Genomic DNA, 20998 nt, shown 5'->3' with positions numbered 1-20998 from the left:
AACGACCGAAGATTTCACAGTCTTTCACAGGGCAAAAATGACTGGGTCATTACGCGCCGACATCCCTGCCATGCGTGATCCTTTTTGCGGAGGCGCAAGCTTTCAGATCCTCGGCGCGCTCTTGATCGTCGACAGGGCGCGTTCGATGGCTTCATGGGGCGTCGAAGGCATGGCCTGCTCGACGTAGTTGTACTTGCTGTTGTCCAGAACCAGCATCTGGGCCTTCTTCGCCAGCTTGTCGATGTCGTAGCCCAGGTCGATGCAGGCACCCATCAAGGCCATGATGGTCTGCTCCAGCACCCTTTCATTCTGTGTCGCCATTTACCCACCTCGGTCATGGCCAGTCAGCGGCCGCATCGAGCGCGGACAATTCCGTGCTCCACTGCTGAGCTATGACTGCGCGCCATGCAGAAGGATTCAGCAGAAGTTGTGCCGTTCCAGGCGCTTGCCGATGAGTGACCTGCCGCTGCGCTTGTCGTGTTGCAAGCGACAGACCGCACGGTAAAACAGCGAGCGCTCGCACAGAGCGGCAGGTGCCGGAGTGCTAAGATTGCCGCCGCCTTTCGCAGCACCGCGCATCACGCGCCAGGCCAGGAAGGCCGCACAAACTCATCATGGACAGGCATCGAACAGACGATGAAAAAATCAGCAGCACTAGCAATCGCGTTGGTAACGGTCGGCGCAATCAGTACCGGCGGGGCCTGGTACACCGGTACCCAGTTACCGGGCGTTCTCGACAATCTCATCGCCGAGGCCAACCGGCAGAGCGCCGATGCGCTGCTCGGCACCAGCGTTTCCAGCAAACTCGAACTGCTGTCGCTGGATACGCGGCTGTTCAGCAGTACGGCGCACTACCGCTTCTCGCTGGACGCACCAGACAAGGACGGTGAGCCGCGGCATATCGAAATCCTGTTGGTGGACAACATCGAGCACGGCCCGCTGCCGCTTTCGCGGCTGGCGCGCCTGAACCTGTGGCCGGTCATGGCTGCCAGCAGCTATCAGCTGGAGCCTAACGAGCTGACCCAGAAGTGGTTCGACGCTGCCAAGGGCGCTGCGCCGCTGACCGGTACAGGCGTGCTGGGTTACGACGGCGCGACCCAGGGCACCTTGGTGCTGACGCCGCTGGACTTCGCGCCTTCGCCAACCGCCACGGTCAAGTTCTCGGGCATGACCCTGGATATCGAAGCCAGCAAAAATGCTCGGGACGTTCAGGTCAGTGGTGGCATGGGCAGCCTGGTCGTCAGCACCACGGATGACACGCCCATGCAGGCTGACCTGCGCGGCCTGACCATCAGCAGCGAGCAGCGCCTGGGTAGCGGTGATTTCTACGTGGGCGAGAGCAGCATCAAGCTGGCCACTTCGCAGATCAAGTTCGGCGACAAGCCGGCGTTGTTGATCAAGGACATCGCCCAGACCGGCAGCCTGCAAGAGGCGGGTAGCGCGCTCAATGGGCAGATCGGTTACGACATCGGCAAGGTCAGCTATGACGGCAAGGACATCGGCGGCCTGCGCATGCTGTGGTCCATCAAGAACTTCGACAGTGTGGCGATGCAGTCGCTGATCAAGCTCTATCAGGACAAGCTGACGCCTGCTCAGCAGGCCGCGGCCCTCGGTGAAGAAGCGCCGAAACCCGAGCTTTCGGCCGACGAAGAAGCGCGCATGAAGGCCGATCTCGACAAGTTGCTGGCTGGCAAACCACAGTTGGCGCTGGATAACCTGACGCTCACTACCGAACATGGCCAGGCCTCGCTGCATGTGGCGGTGGACCTGGACAAGCCTGAGTCCTTCGACCTGCCACCTGACGAACTGGCCCGCCAGGTGATCGACACGCTGGACGCCAAGCTGTCGGTCGCCAAGGCGGTGATCGGTGATGGTGTACGCGTGCAGGCGCTGGTCGAAGGCGTCACCGATGCCAAGGCCGTCGAAGAGCAGGCAGCGATGATGACCGAGATGGGCAGCGGCATGGCCCTCGGTACCGGCCTGGTGACCCTGGAAGGCGATGCCCTGCAATCCAGCCTGCATTACGCCGACAACAAGGTGACCTTCAACGGTCAGGACATGAGCGTCGACGAATTCGTCACCCTGGTGATGGCCAAGACCGGCGGCATGGGCGGCGGTCTGGGTGACGATCCTTCGGCTTACGATTTGCAAGACGGATCGCAGTACGATGAAGGCGCTGAACAGCCCGAGTAACGCGCGCTGCTGATGCAAAAAAGCCAGTCATATCGACTGGCTTTTTTATGCGCTGGTGTTGGCTTAGAAGCTGTACTTGGCGGTCAGCATCAGGTTGCGTGGGGCGCCATAGGTGTCGCCGCCGTACTGCGTGGACGTGGAAATCGACGAGTAGTACTTCTTGTCGAAGATGTTGTTGGCGTTGAGCTGCAGATCCAGATTCTCGTTCACCGCGTAGCCTGCCATCAGGTTGGTGAGGGCGTAGGCTTGTTGCTTGAGACGGTAGCTGCTGCCGTTGTCCAACGGGATATCGTTGTACATCCGGCTCTGCCAGGAAAGGTTGCCGCCGACGCGCAACTTCTCCAGCGGGCCCTGGAAGCGATAGACGGTTGAGAGTTTGAACAGGTGCTCCGGCATATCGGTGTCGAAGCGCTGGTTCTCGTTTTGTGGCTTGGCGTCATCCTTGATGGTATGCACGCGGGCATAGGTATAGCCCGCACCGAGTTGCCAGTTCTCGGTCAGAGCGCCTTGCAGTTCCAGGTCGATACCCTGGCTGCGCACCGCGCCAGAGGCGCTGTAGCAGCTATTCGGGTCGGCACAGTTCTGGCGGTCGTCCCCTGTCACGGCGGTCGCACGGTTTTCCTGATCAACCCGGAACAGTGCTGCGCTTGCATTAATGGCACCATCGAAGTATTCGCCCTTGATGCCAATCTCGTAGTTTTTCCCGGTAATCGGAGTGATCGGGTTCGCGGACTTATCTTTTTCCTCTTGTGGCTTGAAGATGTCGCTGTAGCTCACATAGACCGAGTGGTGATCATCCAGCTCGTAGACCAGCGCTGCAAGGCGGGTGACGTTGCGAGTCACCTTGTAGTCGGCCGTCGAGCTCTCCTTGTCGTCGTAGTCGTACCAATCCAGGCGACCGCCGAGGATCAGTTTCAGCGGGTCTGCCAGACTCAGGCGGGTGGTGAGGTACACGCCATCCTGAGTAGTGACGGTGCGCTTACTGTCGCTACGTGTGAAGTTCGGCTTACCAGCATCTAGAGGCCAAAACATGTCGTAGGGCAGGTAGTTATGGGTATTCATGTCAGCGATACGCTTGCTGGCGCCTATCACCAGTTCATGAGTACGCCCGAGAGCCTCGAACGGGCCGCTGACGAAGCTATCCAGCCCGATCTTGTGCTCGTCATATTTGGCTTGCCAGACGGTGCGTTCCACTACGTTAGGGGTCCAGCGCGACTGGTATGAGCCCGAGAACAGCGCGTTCAGGTCGGAGTAATCGGCATTGACCTGTAGCTTCCAGTCATTGGCCAGCTGGTGGCGCAGTTCGGCGAACAGCGTATTGGTTTCCTGCTCCTTGTTTTCCCAGCTAGTGCCCGGGTTGTAGGAGCGCGGCAGGTCCTGGTGGCGACCATCCAGGCCGACCAGCGAGGCACCCCAGAAGTTGTTGGTCTTGTCCTTCTGGTGGGAGAAGCCGACGCTCAGGGTGGTGAAGTCGCTCAGGTCCGCCTCGGTGATGGCGTAGAACAGGCCGTGATCTTCTTCGGCGCCGTCGACATAGCTGTTGGCATCGCGATAGGACGTCACCACCCTGCCGCGCAGAGTGCCGCTGTCGTTGAGCGGGCTGGAGGCGTCGACTTCGCCGCGGTAGTCGTCCCAGCTGCCGGCCGCGCCGGTGAGAGTGACGCGCTGATCGGCCAGCGGGCGCTTGCGCACCATATTGACCGCCGCCGACGGGTTGCCCGCACCAGTGACCAGGCCGGTGGCGCCGCGCACGATCTCCACCCGGTCGAACATCGCCAGGTTCGGCTGCACGCCCACCCCTACACCGTTGTAGCCGCTGGGGATTCCGTCATACATCAGGTTGTCGATCTCGAAGCCGCGGGCGTAATAGGTTTGCCGGCCTGGGCCGCTGGCGTAGCTGAGAAACACCCCGGGAGTGGCGGCGATGGCGTCATTGATGCTGGTCATGCCCATGTCGTCCATGCGCTGACGGGTGATCACGGTAGTCGCCTGGGGCGTTTCGCGCATGGTCATGGGTAGCTTGGTGGCGGTGGACATGGCGCCGGTGGTGTAGGAGCGCGAGCCTTCGGTGGTGCTGCCCAGCTGGGTGTTGGTGATCTCGGTGGCGCCGAGTTCCAGCACACCGCTGGCGGCGCCGTCCTGCGCCACGCTGCTTTCTTGGGCCATGGCCGGCGTGATGGTAGCCATGCAGATGGCAAGAGCCAGGTGATTGCGGGACGACGCGAAGCAGCGGGGCGGGGTGAGGCGCGACATGGAGGGCTTCCCTGAATATGTATTTGTAGGCGTTATGATTTTGAGAATCGTTATTATTATATTGCCGAAAAGTTCCCCGATGACAACGCATCCTGATCAAATACCTCGGTTGATCAACGGTTTAATGTGTGGAGAGGGGCAAGCATTGGCCGCTCGGCCTACGGCTACCAAGGAGGCGAGATGACACGTGAGCTCGAAAATAGTCTTGCGGTGGTGGTGTTTCGGCCGGCGCGGGTCACCGACCTGCCGGCGATCTACCGGGGCGAACTGGGCTATATCCGCCAGTGGGAACCGCAGCATGAGCACGACTGGCGAATGGTTGCCGAGCGGCATATCGAGCAGTGGGTCGAGAACTTCGAGCGGCTGACCATCGCCTGTATCGATGGCGAGCTGGTGGGTTATTCGCTATGGCGAGAGGAGCAGGGCAGTGCCGAGCTGTGCACACTGCACGTCAGCGAGGCGCACAGGCGCAAGGGGATTGGCCGCAGGTTGATGGAGGGTTATACCGAGCAAGCGCGACAGGCGGGCTTGGAGAGACTGAGCCTGGATGTGCGGGGCGACAATCCGGCCCGGCTGCTCTATGAGCACGCCGGGTTCGTCGTGGTTGGCGTCAATGCTCGCGGCTACCTGCAGTACGAACGGCAATGTTGAGCCGCGGGCGGCAGCTTATCGACCGGCTGGCGTCGCCACGGGCGCCTGGGGCTTGAGCGGCTGGGTGCGCGGCAGCAGCGCGGTGGCCAGGCCCAGCAACGGCAGGAAGGACACCAGGTGGTAGACCCAGACGATGCCGTGCACGTCGGCCAGCTCACCGAGTGCGGCCGCGCCGATGCCGCCGATGCCGAACATAAGGCCGAACATCAATCCAGACACCATGCCCACGCGGCCCGGTACCGCTTCCTGGGCGTAAACCACCAGGGCGGCGAAGGCCGAGGACATCACCAGGCCGATCATGATCGCCAGCACCGCCGTCGCCGTGGCGCCAACGTAAGGCAGGGCCAGAGCAAAGGGCGCTACGCCCATGAAAGAAATCCAGATCACCGCCTTGCGGCCAATGCGGTCGCCCACCGGGCCGCCGGCGAAGGTGCCGAACGCCACCGCGGCGAGGAAGATGAACAGGTAGATCTGGCTCTGCTGAACGCTCATGGCGAAGCGCTCGATCAGGTAGAAGGTGAAGAAATTGGTGAACGCCGCGATGTACACGAACTTGGCGAACATCAGCACGCAGATTACCGCGATGGCCTGGATCACCTGGGCGCGGCCCAGGCCAGCGGTCTGCTTGCCGGCCAGGCTCTTCAGCTTGGCCTGGCCGTGGTGCACGCTCCAAATGGTCAGGCGGCAGAGCACGAAGATCGCCAGCGCGGCGGCCAGCATGAACCAGGCGATGGCGTGCTGGCCGTAGGGGATGACGATGGCCGCCGCCAGCAGCGGGCCGAGGGCCGAGCCCGAGTTGCCGCCGACCTGGAAGGTAGACTGCGCGGTGCCGAAGCGCCCGCCTGAAGCCATCCGCGCGATACGCGAGGCTTCCGGGTGGAAGGTCGCCGAGCCCACGCCGACCACCGCCGCGGCCAGTAACAGCATCTCGTAACTGCTGGCGAAGGCGAGCAGGGCGATGCCGATAAAGGTCATCAGCATGCCCGATGGAAGCAGGTAGGGTTTGGGATGCTTGTCGGTGTACATGCCGATCCACGGCTGCAGCAGCGAGGCGGTGATCTGGTAGACCAGGCCGATCCAGCCGATCTGCGCGAAGCTCAAGGAGAATTGAGCCTTGAGCATCGGAAACACGGCGGGCATCACCGACTGGATCAGGTCGTTGAGCAGGTGCGAGAAGGCGGCTGCGCCGACCACCGGCAGCAGAAAGTTCTGGGCCTGCGGGGCGGAGGTGGCAGGGGTGAGATCGGGTGTCGTGGATTTCATGGGCAAGGCTTCATATGACGGTCGGGCCTGCTGGCGTTTCGAACCAAGTCACCCGGATGGCGGAACAGGGCGCCAAGCTTAAGGCCGCAAGCGCCGCCTGTCTTGCCCGATTCGGCAATGGCTTAAACTTCCGTGCTGCCAGGCGGGTCGACTTTCAACACACCGCGACCGATGGCAAGACTCGATGCAGAACCATCAACAGCTACTGCACGCGGCCTCTAGCCGATGAGCCGACGCAAGACTGCCGCTATGACCACGCCCGACGGTCGTTACCTGATCGTCCGTGGTCGGCTGTGGCGCTGTTCCAATCCGGAGCTGAACGAGGCGCAGCGCCAGGCACTGGTGGGCGAGCTGATGGAGGCCCGTCGTCTGGTCAAGGCCGCCAAGGCAGTGGACGACGCCGAATCGCTTCGGCAGGCACGCGGCCAGGTGCAGGCCAGCAAGGTCGCGCTGGGCGAGCGCGGGCCGGTGTGGTGGCGCGATGGCGCGCCGGACTACAACCGCTATCTGGTCGCCAATAGCCCCTACGCCGAGTGGTTCGCCAGCCTCGACTGCGCAAGGGACGAATCGCCTTGTTCGACACAACCGTGACCGAGATCTATATCGCCTGCACAGGGGGCTGGGCACTTCGCCTATCTGTGCGTACGCTGTGCGCGCCCGATTGCTCAGTGCTTGTTCGGCCAAGGGGCAGAGGCCAGGCGATGGCAGGACGGCGAACAGGGAGTATCAGACGTGCATGATTCCGGTCGACGGCAATTCGACCTGCCTTCCGGTGCGGGTAATCCACGCAGCCTGCTGATCGCCGCGGTGGTTTTCGTCTGCGCCGTTTTGCTGCTGTCCACCGCATTGCACGTGCGCTGGGACAAGGCCCAGGCCCTGGCCAAGAACACCGAAGCCATGCAGACCCTGGCGGCAGCGCTGAACAGCCAGGCAGAATCGACCATCCGCGTGGCCGATACCGTGCTCACTGCGCTGATCTCCATGCACCGCTCCGGCGGCCATGGTGAGGCCAACATTCGTAAACTGAATCAGGTGGCCAGAACCCAGATACGTGAGCTGGGCGAGCTGGATGGCCTGTACATGTCCGACGCTCGTGGCCAGTACTTCCTGGCTACCAATGGCGACACCCAGGCGCTCAACAACGCCGATCGCGTGTATTTCCAACACCACCGCGAGAGTGGCGGCAGCGAGCTGTACATCGGCCAGCCGGTGCTGGGCAAAACCACCGGACAGTGGGTCATCACGTTGTCGAAAGGCATCTATGACGATGACGGCACCTTTCAGGGCGTCGCCCTGGCCACCCTCAGCGTCGAACGATTCCGCACTCTGTACCGTTCGCTGCCGCTTGGCGAGCAGGGCATCGTGGTGCTGGCCAAACGTGATGGCACCATCCTCGCCCGCTCCGAGAGCGATGCACAGACCTACCTGACCAACATTTCCCAGAGCCCGATGCTGCAGGCCATCAACAGTGGCACGCCCAGGGGAGCGGTAACGTTGAACGCCATCGTCGACGGCGTGCGGCGGGTCTACGGCTTCGATTCCAGCCTCAAGTACCCGATGCTGGTGGCGGTCGCCGCCCCCGAGGAGCAGGCGCTGGTGGCCTGGCGGCAGCGTGCCTGGACGATGTGGAGCTTTGCCGTTGGGGCGGTGTTCGGCGTCGGCATCATGGGCTTGCTGGTTCTGCGTGCGCTGGGCCGGCAGTCTGCCATGGCCCTTGAGTTGCGCGCTGCTCATCAGTCCCTGGCGACCGCCAATACCACTTTGAAAACCCTGGCCACTGAGGATGGGCTGACCGGTCTGGCCAACCGCCGACATCTCGACGCCTATCTGGCCAGCGCCTTTTTACGCGCTCGACACGAGGGTACTTCGCTGGCTTTCGCATTGGTCGATGTGGATTTTTTCAAGGGCTACAACGATGCCTACGGACACCAGCGCGGCGACCAGGCGCTGATCGAGGTCGCCAAGGCGATGCGCGCCCGGGTGCGCCGTGAGGGCGATCTGGTAGCGCGTTACGGCGGCGAAGAAATGGCCATCGTGCTGCCGGGCGTGTCCGCCGACCAGGCCCTGGCCATGGCCGAACAGGTGCGGGAGGCGGTGCAGCATCTGGGTATCGAACATCGTCAGTCCGCCTATGACCAGATCACCGTGAGCGTCGGTGTGGTAGCCGGCGTGCCTGGCGTCGATTTCAGCGACGCCGAAGCCATGGTGGCCGCTGCCGACCAGGCGCTCTACGCCGCCAAGGGTGGCGGGCGCAACCGCGTGGTACTGGCTGCGCTTTAAGCTGCCGATCCGTTGCCCGTCACACCCTACGAGCGCGCCGGGCCGGCCTCCACTTGCTCGCGCAGCAACTGTAGATAACGGCGTGCGCCGAGGCCCAGCGGGCGGCTCTTGTACCAGATCACATCGACCCACAGACGGATCTGGCTGGCCATGTTGTCGAACTTCACCGCCGCCAGCACACCCGAGTCGATCATCGGCTGTACCAGTGGGTGAGGCAGGTACGCCCAGCCCATGCCGGCCTGCACCAGATCGAGGGTGGCCATGTAGCTGTCGGTCAGCCACACCCGGTGCGACAGCACGATCTGCGGCTCCGAGGCCTGGGGGTCACCGCTGGCCACCACGATCTGACGGGTGTCAGCCATCTGCCCGGCATCCAGCCGCTTGCCCTCACTGTCGAACGGATAGCCCGGCGCTGCCACCGCGGTGAGCAGTTGGCTGCCGGCCTCGGCGAAAGCCTCGCGTTCATCGATGCCGGGGCGCTCGAACATCAACGCCACCTGCGCGCTGCCCTCGTGAATCATGCGCACTGCGTCGGTCTGTGCGGCCGAGCGGATTTCGATTTCCAGGGTCGGAAATTCCCGCGCCAGGGTAGTCAGCGGCCGGCTCCAGGCGCCGGTCTGCAGCTCCGGCGCCATGGCGATCACCAGGCGCCGCTCCAGGCCCTTGTGCAGTTGCAAGGCGTGAGCATCGAGCAGGTTCAGCTGGCTGACCACCTGCCGCGCCTGGGGCTCCAGAGCGCGGGCGGCGGGCGTAGGCAGTGCCTTGCGGGTCGAACGGTCGAACAGCTCCAGGTCCAGCTCGGCCTCCAGTTGCGAGACCGCCATGTTCACGGCCGAGGGCACGCGGCCCAGCACCCGGGCGGCGGCGGAGAACGAGCCTTCGTCGATGACGGCGAGAAAGACCCGCAGTGATTCGCTGGTGAAGACCATGATTGTCAGATTTCCTGATAACAGTTGTCTTTTTGTATCAGGTTTATGCGCCTAGCATCCAGCCCATCAGAACTCGATTCATGAGGTGGGTATGTTCAGGGCAATGGCAGGTCAGGTCGCGTTGGTCAGCGGTGCCGGCAGCGAGAGTGGCATCGGTATGGCCATCGCGCGTCGCCTCGGCGCTGCGGGCGTCAAGCTGATCGTCACCGCGAGCAGCGCGCGCATTGCCGAGCGAGTGGCCGAGCTGCGCGCTGCGGGCTTTGAAGCCGAAGGCCGCGCGGTCGACCTGACCGACGAGGCCCAGGTGCAGGACTTCGCCCGTTGGGCCGAAGCCTGCTGGGGGCAGATCGACATCCTCGTCAACAACGCCGGCATGGCCATGCAGGGCAGCCCCGAGCCTTTTGTCGAGGTCTCCAAGATGAGCCTGGATATCTGGAACCTGTCGATCTCGCGCAACCTGACCACCGCCTTCCTGCTTACCCGCGCTGTGCTGCCGGGCATGCAGCAGCGCGGTTATGGCCGCGTGGTGCACGTCACTTCGGTGACCGGTACCCGCGTCGGTAACCCAGGTGAGGCCGGTTACAGCGCGGCCAAGGCCGGCATGGTCGGCCTCAACCTGTCGCTGGCGCTGGAGGTGGCTGGGCAGGGGATCACCGTCAACTCAGTTGCGCCAGGCTGGATCGCCACCGGCGCCACCCAGCCGGAAGAACAGCGCGCCGCCGCCTACGTGCCGGTGGGGCGCGCCGGGCATCCCGAGGAAGTCGCGGCCGCGGTGGCCTTTCTGGCCTCGCCGGAAGCCAGCTACATCACTGGCGAGACGCTGACCATCGATGGCGGTAACGCGCTGATCGAGAACAAGGCCCCCTGAGCACAACCTGTCAACCGATTACCAAACGGCTTGCAGAGCCGAGGAGTGAACCTGATGCAACCTGTCGTTCTGATTACCGGTGTGCTCGGCGGAATCGGCCAGGCCGTATGCGAGCGTTTCGCCGCCAGCGGCTGGCGCGTGTTCGGTACCGACCTGGACGCAACCGGCCTGGCTGGCCTGCAGGCCGCTGGCAAGGTGGTCGGCGCCCACGCCGCGGACATCCGCAAGCCCGGCGCCTGCCGCGAGGTGGTCGCCGCGCTACTGGCCAGCACCGGCCGCCTGGACGCCCTGGTCAACTGCGCCGGTGTGTGGCGTGAAGGTCCGGTGGAGACGTTCAGCGAAGAAGATTTCGACATCGTGCTGGACGTGAACCTCAAGGCCACCTTCTTCATGTGCTCGGCCAGTATCCCGGCGCTGCGCGAGAGCAAGGGCGCCATCGTCAACATCTCCAGCGACGCCGGCCGCCAGGGCAACCGCAACGCCGCTGCGTACTGTGCTAGCAAGGGCGCGGTGACCGTCATGACCAAGGCGCTGGCGCTGGACCTGGCCCCCGATGGCGTGCGCTGCAACAGCGTTTCGCCGGGCGATGTGGAAACCCCGATGCTCAAGTTCCAGGCCGAGCGCTACGGCAATGGCGACATGAGCGCCTACTACCAGGAGCTGCTCGCCAAGTACCCGCAAGGCGAAGCCGCCCGTTTCATCCAGCCCGGCGAAGTGGCCGATCTGGTGTTCTTCCTCTGCCAGAGCAGCACCCGCTCGATCACCGGCGCGGACCTGGCAATCGACTGTGGTGTGTCGGCCGGCAACTGAGTGTTGCGCCGACCCAATTGACAATAATAGGAGCCTTCCCATGTACCAGAGTGGCATCAACGATAAAGCCGTCGAAACCTTCGCAGCCCGTGAGCGCGAGGTTTTCCTGCAACGCAACCCGAAATCCGCCGAGCTGGCCAAGCGTGCCCGCAACTCCCTGTTCGGCGGCGTGCCGATGCACTGGATGAACGACTGGTCGATGCCCAGTTCGTTGTTCGTCAGCCGCGCCAAGGGCGCGCGTTTCTATGATGTCGACGGCCACGAGTACATCGACTTCTGCCTGGGCGACACCGGCAGCATGTTCGGCCACTCGCCGGATCCCATCGCCAAGGCTCTCGCCGAGCAGGGCGCCAATGGCCTGACCACCATGCTCCCGGGCGAAGACGCGATCATCGCCGGGGAACTGCTCGCCGAGCGTTTTGGCCTGCCGTTCTGGCAGGTGGCGACTACCGCGACCGACGCCAACCGCTTCGTGGTCCGTTGGGCCCGCGCCATTACCAATCGTAAGGTGCTGCTGGTGTTCGACGGCTGCTACCACGGTACCGTCGACGATGTGATGGTGCGCTGCAAGGAGGGCCGTACCGTGCACCGCGGCGGCCTGATCGGTCAGGCCCGCAACTTGGCCAAAACCAGCCGTGCCGTACCGTTCAACGATGTAGCGGCGCTGGAAGCGGCCCTCGCCCAGGGCGACGTGGCAGCGATTCTCTGTGAGCCGGCGATGACCAACATCGGCATGGTGTTGCCCGAGCCAGGCTTCATGGAAAAGGTCCGTGAGCTGAGCAAGAAATACGGCAGCCTGCTGATCATCGACGAAACTCACACCATCTCCACCGGCCCTGGCGGTTGTACCAAGGCCTGGAATCTGAAACCGGACTTCATCACCCTCGGCAAGCCGATTGCTGGCGGCGTGCCGTGCTCGGTGTACGGTTGCAGCCACGAAATGGCCCAGGCCATGCGCCTGGCCCAGCAGCACGCCAGCGAAACCAGCAGCGGCCACGGCCACAGCGGCATGGGCACCACGCTGTCGGCCAACGCCCTGGCGATGCGCTGCATGCGGGTGAACCTGGAGCAGGTGATGACGCCTGCTGCCTACGAGCACATGCTGTCGCTGTCGGCACGTCTGGCCGAGGGCCTGCGTGGCCTGGTCAGCAAGCACGGCCTGAACTGGTCGGTGACCGAGCTGGGCGCGCGCTGTGAATTCCAGTTCTGTGCCACTTCGCCGAAAACCGGTGCCGAGGCCGAAGCGGCGTTCCACGACAACCTGCAGATGGCCATGCACCTGTACCTGATCAACCGCGGCATCCTTATCACGCCGTTCCACAACATGACCCTGTGCAGCCCGGAAACCACCGCTGCCGACGTCGACAAGCTGACCGCCACCCTCGATGAGGGGCTGAACGAGCTGCTGGCGATTCCCGGTGCCCGCGCCTAACCCTGCTGGCCGGCGCGATCGCGATGATTGCGCCGGTGTTTCCGTCATCCTTTTCGAGTACTGATCATGCAATTCGCCGACATTCAGGAAGCCCGCGATTTTCTCGCTGCCCACCCGGAGGTGCGCAGCATCGAACTGATGCTGATCGACGCCAACGGCATTCCGCGCGGCAAGCTGCTGCACCGTGAAGAGCTGCTGGCGATCTACCAGAACGGTCGCCCGCTGCCCAGCTCCATCCTGGCCCTGACCATGCAGGGTGAGGACGTCGAAGCCACCGGCCTGGTCTGGGAAGTGGCCGACGCCGACTGCTGGACCTACCCGCTGCCCGGCAGCCTGACCCTACAACCCTGGCGCAGCACACCAACCGGGCAACTGCAGGTGAGCATGCACCCGACTCAGGGCCTGCCTGCCGCGCCAGCCGATCCGCGCCACGCGCTGGTGCGGGTTATCGACCGCCTCAAGGCTGACGGTTTCTACCCGGTAATGGCTGTGGAGCTGGAGTTCTACTTGCTCGACAAGCAGCGCGACGCCAGCGGCCGCCCGCAACCGGCGGTACAAATGAATGGCGTGCGCCCCAAAGCACCCCAGGTTTACGGTGTGTACGAGCTGGAGCAGGTGCAGCCGTTTCTCGATGATCTCTATGCGGCCTGCGAAGCCCAGGGCCTGCCAGTACGTACGGCGATTTCCGAATACGCGCCGGGCCAGCTGGAGCTGACCCTGGAGCATCGCTTCGACGCGCTGCAGGCCGTCGATGAAGGCCTGCGCTACAAGCGCCTGGTCAAGGGCGTGGCCAACAAGCACGGCCTGCAGGCCTGCTTCATGGCCAAGCCGTTCGGCGACCTGGCCGGCAGCGGCATGCACATGCACGTCAGCCTGGCCGACGTGCAGGGCAACAACCTTTACGCCAGTGAAGATCCGCAGGGCACACCGCTGCTGCGCCACTCCATCGGCGGCATGATGGCCACGCTGCTCGACTCCCTGGCGATCTTCTGCCCCAACGCCAACTCGTTCCGTCGCTTCCAGGCCAACAGCTACGCGCCGCTGGCCAAGAGCTGGGGCGTGAACAACCGCACCGTGTCGTTCCGTGTGCCGGGCGGCCCGGCGGTCAGCCGCCATATCGAGCACCGCATCTGCGGCGCCGACGCCAACCCGTACCTGGCGGCCGCGGCGATTCTCGCCGGCATCCATCACGGCATCCGTGAGCAGATCGACCCGGGCGCCGCCATCGTCGGCAATGGCTACGAGCAGGCCACCGAGTTCCTGCCCACCGACTGGCTTACCGCATTGCGCGCGCTGGAAGCATCGACCTGGGCCCGCGAAGCCCTGGGAGAGGAGTTTCTCAAGGTGTTCCTGGCGATCAAGAAAACCGAGTACCGTCAGTTCATGGCCGAGGTCGGCGAACAGGACTGGCGCTGGTATCTGAACCACGCCTGAGTGGAAAAGGTGACGATATGATCGAAGTAACCGAAGCCTCCATCGCCGAGCTGCGTGCGGCGCTCGAGGCTGGCCGCACCACAGCGGTCGAGCTGGTGAAGGCCTACCTGGCGCGGATCGACGCTTACGATGGCGCGCACACTGCCGCGGCGCTCAACGCCGTGGTGGTGCGTAATCCCGATGCCCTGAAGGAAGCCGAAGCCTCCGATGCCCGCCGCGTCCGCGGCGAGCTGCTGAGCCCGTTGGATGGCATCCCCTACACCGCTAAAGACAGTTATCTGGTCAAGGGCCTGACTGCCGCTTCCGGCAGCCCGGCCTTCAAGGACCTGGTCGCCCAACGCGACGCGTTCACCATCGAGCGGCTGCGTGATGCCGGCGCCATCTGCCTGGGCAAGACCAATATGCCGCCGATGGCCAATGGCGGCATGCAACGCGGCGTGTATGGCCGTGCGGAAAGCCCGTACAACGCCAACTATCTCACCGCACCGTTCGCCTCCGGCTCGTCCAATGGTGCCGGCACGGCAACGGCGGCGAGCTTTTCCGCTTTTGGCCTTGCCGAGGAAACCTGGTCGAGCGGACGCGGTCCTGCGTCGAACAACGGCCTGTGCGCCTACACACCCTCGCGCGGGGTGATCTCGGTGCGCGGCAACTGGCCGCTGACCCCGACCATGGACGTTGTGGTGCCTTACGCGCGCAGCATGAGCGACCTGCTCGAAGTGCTCGACGTGGTAGTCGCTGATGACCCTGATACCCGTGGTGACCTGTGGCGTCTTCAGCCCTGGGTGCCGCTGCCCAAACCGTCCGAGGTGCGCCCGGCATCTTACCTTGCTCTGGCAGCCAAGCCTGAAGCGCTGAAAGGCAAACGTCTGGGCGTGCCACGCATGTACATCAACAAGGACGAGCTGGCTGGTACCAGCGAAAAGCCCGGCATCGGCGGCCCCACCGGGCAGCGCATCTACACCCGTGCTTCGGTGATCGCGCTGTGGGAACAGGCTCGTGCCGCGCTGGAAAGCGCCGGTGCCACGGTGATCGAAGTGGACTTCCCGCTGGTCTCCAACTGCGAGGGCGACCGCCCCGGTGCACCGACCGTTTACAACCGTGGCCTGGTGCCGCACCAGTTCCTGCTCGACGAACTGGGTGAGCTGACTGCGTGGGCCTTCGATGATTTTCTGCGCGCCAATGGCGATCCGAAACTCAATCGCCTGGCCGACGTCGACGGCCCGCAGATCTTCCCTCACGAGCCGGGCACGCTGCCCAACCGTGAGGACGACCTGGCCGTCGGCATGGACGAATACGTGCGCATGGCGCAGCGCGGCATCACGCCGTGGAACGAGGTGGCCAGCGCGCCGGAAGGCATGCGCGCCTTGGAAAAGACCCGCAAGCTGGATCTTGAGGACTGGATGGACAGCCTGCAGCTCGACGCGGTGATCTTCCCGGCGGTGGCCGATGTCGGCCCGGCGGATGCGGACGTCAATCCGGTATCCGCCGATATCGCCTGGAGCAACGGTATCTGGGTCGCCAACGGCAACCTCGCCATCCGCCACCAGGGCGTGCCCACCGTCACCGTGCCCATGGGCGTGATGGCCGATATCGGCATGCCGGTCGGCCTGACCTTCGCCGGCCGTGCCTACGACGACAACGCGCTGCTGCAACTGGCTTCCGCCTACGAGGCGACCGGCAATAAACGGCAGATCCCGCCGCGCACGCCGCCGCTCGGAGTCTGACCCTCACCAGACGTTGCCGCGTTCGGCAACGTCTGGTCCGTGGAATACCTCCCTGGGCCCTGAGTTTCGGGCTGTTGCATTTCCGGCGTTTTCATCGCCTGCGACGCATTGGCGCAGGTGAATCCAACGCCTCATATCGAGTAGCCTTGCGCCTGTATTTTTGCAGCAGTCGCTGGGAGTCGAGCTTTGAGTCACAAGAGCAAAACCTTTCTCTGGGGCGGATTGGGCCTGAGCCTGCTGGTGCTGGTCATCGCGTTCCGGCTGTTCTTTGTCTGGGCCACCACGTTGCCGCTGGACGCCCCGGTGCGCCTCGATCAGGGCGAAACCGTCGAACTGCCGGTAGAGACCCGGACCCTGGAATTCGACACCCTGGCCGTGGTGTTCTCCACCGCCGAGCTGCCGCTGTTCACGGTGCGCAAGCTGTCCGGCGGGCCGATCTGGGAGAACGAGCAGTGGGTCGAATACCCGCCAGCACCGCTGACCCTGGCCTGGAAACTGCTCACCCCAAGTGGTGAACTGGTGTCCGAAGGGCAGGGTTCGCTGGGCGCCGAGCTGACCAGTTACGGCAGCGACCAGATTACCCGCGCCGTGGCGCGCATTCCCATGCAGCCTGGTGATTACCGTCTGCAGGTGCAGGTGCTTAACCCGGATGCACGCTTTGGCGAAGTGGATACCCGCCTGGCCTTCGTGGCCGCCGGCAAGGGCCAGACCTGGCAGAGCGGCGTGGCCTGGTGGGGTTCGATTATCGCCGGCGTGCTGCTGATTCCCTTCGTGATCATCTGCGGCCTGCTGGCCCTGCACAACTTCATTCGCTGGCGCTACGGCGAGCCGTCGGCGGACTGAGTTGCTGGCGGGCGGCCCTGGCGCCGCCCGCCTCTCAGCCGTCTCACGATCTTTATGTGCTTGAAACGGCAGTTACCAGGCAGAAGCGGACATCACTGATCCATTGTGGGAGCGGGCCATGCCCGCGAAAAGTCACGGGCATGGCCCGTTCCCACAGGATGGTTGGACGGCCCCCGCGCCACTTTGTTGCCAAAATCGCCGAACCTGGACTGAAAATCATGTACAGGCTCTCAGAACCTGTTGCGCACGTCGGTGGCCAGCAGCGCCTGTTCGAAGCGCTCCAGAAACACCGCCTCGGCGTGGGTGCGCTTATGGTCGCGGTTCCATAGCAGGTAGACGTTCACGTCGATCACTCCCTCCGCCGGCGGCAGGCGCCACACTTCGCCGGCTTGCACGTCCTTGGCGACGATATGTTCGGGCAGGCAGCCGATGCCGTAGCCGGCGGCGACCAGGCGACGGATCTCGTCGAGGCTCGACGATGAGGCGACGATGCGCCCGGTGAAGCCCTGCTGGTCGCGAAAGATGGTCAGCGGCGACAGGTTGCCGCCAATCTGGTCGCTGGTGAAACTCACGAAGTTCTCGCTTTTCAGGTCCGCCAGCTTCAGGTCGTTGCGCCCGAACAGGGCATGGCGCTTGCCGCAGAAGAACGCATAACGCTGCTTGAGCATCACCCGTTGCTCCAGCCGCGGCTGTGGCGTGCGGCACAGGCTCAGCCCGAACGAGGCGGTTTTCTGCAGCAGGGCGCTGACCACGTCGGAGCTGCGCAGCACGTCGAATTCGAACTCCACCCGTGGGTAGTCGACGTGAAAGTTGGCCAGGAAGTCGTCGTAGAAGCTCGACTCGATGCGGCTGATCATCAGGATACGGATCTTGCCGGCGACGGTTTCTTCCGGCGCGTCGAGTGCCGGGCCCAGACGCGACACCGTGCCGTACAGTTCGGCGGCGATCTGCATGACTTCCTCACCCGCCTTGGACAGCGTGATGCGCGGCCCGCTGCGGATCACCAGGGCACTTTCCAGTTGCTCCTCGAGGCGCTTGAGCGCCTGGCTCACCGCCGGCTGGCTCAGGTGCAGGCGCGCAGCGGCGCGGCTGATGCTGCCTTCCTGACCGATCACCAGAAAGGTGCGCAGCAGGTTCCAGTCCAGCCGGTCGTTGAGAAAACGGCGTGCTTCGGCATGGCGGTAGCCGGCGTTCATAGGCGTTTAAGTATCCGTTTTACTTATACTTGAGTATTGAAATTAGAAGCTTTGCTTAGCATAGGGTCGGGGGCATGATCTGACAATGCACCGCCAGAGTGCGACCGATCCCCACCGGGGATGTGCTTTTTCTCCTGCCTATAAAAACGAATCCGGGAGCCTGCGATGACCACCCCTACCTCCACGCCGCGTCGTGCCGCGGCGGCCGCCTTCATCGGCACCACCATCGAATTCTACGATTTCTACATCTACGCCTTCGCCGCTGCATTGGTGCTCGGGCAGCTGTTCTTTCCCAGTGACAACGCGATGCTGAGCACCATGGCGGCGTTTGCCACCTTCGCCGTCGGCTTCATCGCCCGGCCATTCGCTGGCGTGGTGTTCGGCCACCTGGGTGATCGCCTGGGGCGCAAGAAGATGCTGTTGTTCACCATGGTGCTGATGGGCGTGGCGACCACCTGCATCGGCCTGCTACCGACCTACACCCAGGCTGGCATCTGGGGCCCGATCGGCCTGGTGGCGCTGCGTTTCCTGCAGGGCATTTCGGTCGGCGGCGAGTGGGGCGGGGCGGTGCTGATGGCCAGCGAACACGCGCCCAAGGGCCGCAAGGTGTTCTTCGCCTCCTTCGCCCAGCTGGGCAGCCCGGCGGGCCTGCTGCTGGCGCTGATCGCCTTTCGCGCCATCAGCGAGATGGATCAGGAGGCGCTGATGACCTGGGGCTGGCGCGTGCCGTTCCTGCTCAGCGGCGTGCTGATGCTGGTGGGCCTGGCGATTCGCTTCGGCGTGCCCGAGTCGCCGGAGTTCGCCAAGGTCAAGGAGCAGAAGCAGACCTCCAAGAGCCCGGTGAAGGACGTGCTGCGCCACAACTGGCGGCAGATCCTGTTCGCCGCGGCGGCGGTGACCATCGGTTCGGGCGGTTTCTTCTTTACCAACACCTTCATGATCACCTACGTGACCCAGTACCAGGGCATCTCCAAGTCGACCATTCTCGATTGCCTGTTCCTGGTCACCATCCTGCAGTTCCTCTCCCAGCCGTGTTCGGCTCTGCTGGCTGAACGCTTCGGTGAAGGGCGCTTCCTGAAGGGGGTGGCGGCGCTGTGCATGCTGGTGCCGTACCCGATGTTCCTGCTCGTGCAGACCGGCAATCTGGTCTACATGACCACCGGTATCGCCCTGGCCGTGTTGCTGCTGGCGGCGCTGTATTCGGCGATTGCCGGCTACATGGCCGAGGCCTTTGCCGCCCAGGTGCGCTACTCGGGCATTTCCATCGCCTATCAACTGGGCAGTGGCCTGACCGGCGGCCTCACGCCGCTGATCGGCACCTACCTGGCCGGGCAGTTCGCCGGGCAGTGGATGCCGCTGGCACTGTTCTTCAGCGTGCTGGCCCTGATGTCGCTGGTCGGCGTGATCGGCCTGTCGCGCCTGCGCGCCGAGGAGCGCCGCAACCCCAGCCTGTCCAACCCGGAGGTCGTGACCCCATGAGCAAGCCCGAGATCATCAGCGATGCCGAGTGGCAGGCGCGCTGCGAACTGGCCGCCCTGTACCGGCTGGTCGCCTACTACCGCATGACCGATCTGATCGACACCCACATCACCCTGCGGGTACCGGGGCCGGCGCATCACTTCCTGATCAACCGCTACGGCGTGGCGTTCGAGAAGATGCGCGCCAGCGACCTGGTGCTGATCGACCTGCACGGCAATGTGGTGGATCGCCTGGGCGGTGAGCGGCGGGTCAACGCTGCCGGCTTCGTCATCCATTCGGCCATTCACGAAGCCCGCCCGGACATGCACTGCATCGTGCATACCCACACCGCTGCCGGCATGGCCGTGGCCGCCCAGCGTGACGGCTTGCTGCCACTGACCCAGCATGCGCTGAAGTTCTACGGCAACCTGGCGTATCACACCTACGAAGGCATCGCCCTGTCGCTGGAAGAACGCGTGCGCCTGGTGGCCGACCTGGGCAGCCACAAGGCGATGATCCTGCGTAACCATGGCCTGCTGGCCGGCGGCCAGAGCGTGGCCCATGCCTTTCACGAGATCTATTTCCTAGAGCGTGCCTGCCAGGCGCAGATCCAGGCGATGGCGGCGGGCGTGGCGTTGAACGTTCCCAGCGAAGCGGTGTGCCAGCATACCGCCGCGCAGTTCGCCCGCGACGGTATCGACGGCATCATCGACCTGGCCTGGCAAGCCGCCCTCAGCCTGATCGAGGAGCAGCGTGATGACTGGTGCCGCTGAAACCCTGCCCAGCGTGGTGCTGCTGTGCCGTGAGCGCCCACTCGAAGACTGGCTCGCCGAGCTGTTCGCCCGCCATGCCCCCGAACTCAGGGTGCTGCGCCCCGATGAACCGAGCGCCGAACGGGCCCAGGTCGCGGCCTGCTGGTACCCCGCCGAGGGAAGCCTGGGCCGCTTGCCGGGGTTGCGGCTGATCCACTCGATCGGTTCGGGCGTCGACCATCTTGAACATGATCGCTCCAGGCCTGCCGGGCTTCCCGTGTGCCGGGTGGTCGACCCCGATCACTCGCAGGGCATGGCCGAATACGTGCACTGGGGCGTGCTGCATTTTCATCGCGGGTTCGACCAGGTGATCGAGGGGCGCGCGAGCCAGCAATGGCAGCGGCCGGTGCAGCGCGCGGCGCGGGATTATCGGGTCGGCGTCATGGGCCTGGGCGCCATCGGCACGCCAGTGGCCGCGCGGCTGGCCCAGGCCGGTTATGGAGTGCGCGGCTGGGCGCGGACGTCGCGGGAGCTGGAGGGCATCGCCACCTTTGCCGGCGCCGACGCATTGCCCGCCTTTCTCGATGGCCTGGACCTGCTGGTCAACCTGCTGCCGCTGACCGCCACCACACGCGGCCTGCTCGACCATGAATTGTTCGGGCATCTGGCCCCGGGCGCGGCGCTGATCAACTGCGGTCGCGGCGAGCACCTGGTGGAGGCCGATCTACTCGAAGCGTTGGCCAGCGGCCAGTTGCGCGGCGCCTTGCTGGACGTGTTCGCCCGCGAGCCGCTGCACCGCGACTCGCCGCTCTGGGCCGAATACGTGCACTGGGGCGTGCTGCATTTTCATCGCGGGTTCGACCAGGTGATCGAGGGGCGCGCGCCCGTCGGCCACGACTACGGATAATCGCC

Annotated in this window: 18 protein-coding genes; 13 read left to right on the top strand and 5 right to left on the bottom strand. The window is 64.3% G+C overall.

All coding sequences use genetic code 11. The annotated features are described in order from the left end of the window. Positions 1-102 precede the first annotated feature (102 nt). Complete coding sequence (locus PVA39_RS16075) at positions 103-321, bottom strand: hypothetical protein (RefSeq protein ID WP_013790309.1); 219 nt, start codon at positions 319-321, stop codon at positions 103-105. Positions 322-636: 315 nt separating this feature from the next. On the opposite strand from PVA39_RS16075, the gene PVA39_RS16070 reads away from it, so the two are divergent. Further along, complete coding sequence (locus PVA39_RS16070; RefSeq protein WP_274124892.1) at positions 637-2193, top strand: YdgA family protein; 1557 nt, start codon at positions 637-639, stop codon at positions 2191-2193. Positions 2194-2256: 63 nt separating this feature from the next. Here the strand turns inward: PVA39_RS16070 and PVA39_RS16065 are convergent, their stop codons facing one another. Then, a complete protein-coding gene (locus PVA39_RS16065; RefSeq protein ID WP_274124891.1) occupies positions 2257-4446 on the bottom strand; it encodes a TonB-dependent siderophore receptor in 2190 nt (729 codons plus the stop codon). A gap of 180 nt (positions 4447-4626) precedes the next feature. On the opposite strand from PVA39_RS16065, the gene PVA39_RS16060 reads away from it, so the two are divergent. Further along, positions 4627-5097, top strand: a complete 471-nt coding sequence (locus tag PVA39_RS16060) for a GNAT family N-acetyltransferase (RefSeq protein ID WP_274124890.1) — start codon at positions 4627-4629, stop codon at positions 5095-5097. Between the two features lie 15 nt (positions 5098-5112). On the opposite strand, the gene PVA39_RS16055 is transcribed toward PVA39_RS16060, so the two are convergent. Further along, positions 5113-6360 carry an MFS transporter gene (locus tag PVA39_RS16055; RefSeq protein WP_274124889.1) on the bottom strand — a complete coding sequence of 416 codons (1248 nt, stop codon included), beginning with the start codon at positions 6358-6360 and terminating at the stop codon, positions 5113-5115. Between the two features lie 249 nt (positions 6361-6609). On the opposite strand from PVA39_RS16055, the gene PVA39_RS16050 reads away from it, so the two are divergent. After that, positions 6610-6951, top strand: coding sequence for a hypothetical protein (locus tag PVA39_RS16050; protein WP_274124888.1), 342 nt, complete (start codon positions 6610-6612; stop codon positions 6949-6951). 141 nt (positions 6952-7092) lie between these two features. Next, positions 7093-8640 (top strand): GGDEF domain-containing protein, encoded by a 1548-nt coding sequence (locus PVA39_RS16045; RefSeq protein WP_274124887.1) that lies wholly within the window; start codon positions 7093-7095, stop codon positions 8638-8640. 26 nt (positions 8641-8666) lie between these two features. Here PVA39_RS16045 and PVA39_RS16040 read toward each other — a convergent pair whose 3' ends face one another. Then, a complete protein-coding gene (locus tag PVA39_RS16040; protein ID WP_013790316.1) occupies positions 8667-9569 on the bottom strand; it encodes a LysR family transcriptional regulator in 903 nt (300 codons plus the stop codon). A 91-nt stretch (positions 9570-9660) separates the two neighbouring features. Here PVA39_RS16040 and PVA39_RS16035 point away from each other — a divergent pair, with 91 nt between their 5' ends. The 6 genes from PVA39_RS16035 to PVA39_RS16010 all read left to right on the top strand — a co-directional run bounded on the left by PVA39_RS16035 (position 9661) and on the right by PVA39_RS16010 (position 16680). Then, positions 9661-10437, top strand: coding sequence for an SDR family NAD(P)-dependent oxidoreductase (locus tag PVA39_RS16035; RefSeq protein ID WP_274124886.1), 777 nt, complete (start codon positions 9661-9663; stop codon positions 10435-10437). A 54-nt stretch (positions 10438-10491) separates the two neighbouring features. Beyond that, a complete protein-coding gene (locus tag PVA39_RS16030; protein WP_093506040.1) occupies positions 10492-11247 on the top strand; it encodes an SDR family NAD(P)-dependent oxidoreductase in 756 nt (251 codons plus the stop codon). 40 nt (positions 11248-11287) lie between these two features. Beyond that, entirely contained in the window at positions 11288-12679 is a 1392-nt protein-coding gene (locus PVA39_RS16025; protein ID WP_274124885.1) for an aspartate aminotransferase family protein, read from the top strand. A gap of 66 nt (positions 12680-12745) precedes the next feature. Next, entirely contained in the window at positions 12746-14113 is a 1368-nt protein-coding gene (locus tag PVA39_RS16020) for a glutamine synthetase family protein (RefSeq protein ID WP_274124884.1), read from the top strand. A 17-nt stretch (positions 14114-14130) separates the two neighbouring features. Continuing rightward, on the top strand, positions 14131-15837 hold the full coding sequence (locus tag PVA39_RS16015; protein WP_274124883.1) for an amidase: 1707 nt from the start codon (positions 14131-14133) through the stop codon (positions 15835-15837). Positions 15838-16023: 186 nt separating this feature from the next. Next, positions 16024-16680 (top strand): hypothetical protein, encoded by a 657-nt coding sequence (locus PVA39_RS16010; protein ID WP_274124882.1) that lies wholly within the window; start codon positions 16024-16026, stop codon positions 16678-16680. A gap of 230 nt (positions 16681-16910) precedes the next feature. On the opposite strand, the gene PVA39_RS16005 is transcribed toward PVA39_RS16010, so the two are convergent. Beyond that, on the bottom strand, positions 16911-17876 hold the full coding sequence (locus PVA39_RS16005) for a LysR family transcriptional regulator (RefSeq protein WP_274124881.1): 966 nt from the start codon (positions 17874-17876) through the stop codon (positions 16911-16913). 165 nt (positions 17877-18041) lie between these two features. Between PVA39_RS16005 and PVA39_RS16000 the strand changes: the two genes are divergently transcribed. Genes PVA39_RS16000 through PVA39_RS15990 form a run of 3 tightly spaced genes read left to right on the top strand, consistent with a single transcriptional unit; the run spans position 18042 to position 20993 of the window. After that, positions 18042-19355 carry an MFS transporter gene (locus PVA39_RS16000; protein WP_274124880.1) on the top strand — a complete coding sequence of 438 codons (1314 nt, stop codon included), beginning with the start codon at positions 18042-18044 and terminating at the stop codon, positions 19353-19355. Beyond that, the gene (locus PVA39_RS15995) at positions 19352-20107 is read left to right on the top strand and encodes a class II aldolase/adducin family protein (RefSeq protein ID WP_274124879.1); all 756 of its coding nucleotides are present in this window, start codon (positions 19352-19354) and stop codon (positions 20105-20107) included. The genes PVA39_RS16000 and PVA39_RS15995 overlap by 4 nt, the downstream gene beginning before the upstream one ends. After that, positions 20091-20993 (top strand): NAD(P)-dependent oxidoreductase, encoded by a 903-nt coding sequence (locus PVA39_RS15990; protein ID WP_274124878.1) that lies wholly within the window; start codon positions 20091-20093, stop codon positions 20991-20993. The genes PVA39_RS15995 and PVA39_RS15990 overlap by 17 nt, the downstream gene beginning before the upstream one ends. Positions 20994-20998 lie beyond the last annotated feature (5 nt).

It is taken from the genome of Pseudomonas sp. CNPSo 3701, assembly GCF_028674975.1.
Classification (GTDB): domain Bacteria; phylum Pseudomonadota; class Gammaproteobacteria; order Pseudomonadales; family Pseudomonadaceae; genus Aquipseudomonas; species Aquipseudomonas straminea.
Note: the sequence above shows the minus strand (reverse complement) of the source record. Positions and strands in the feature narration are given on the sequence as shown.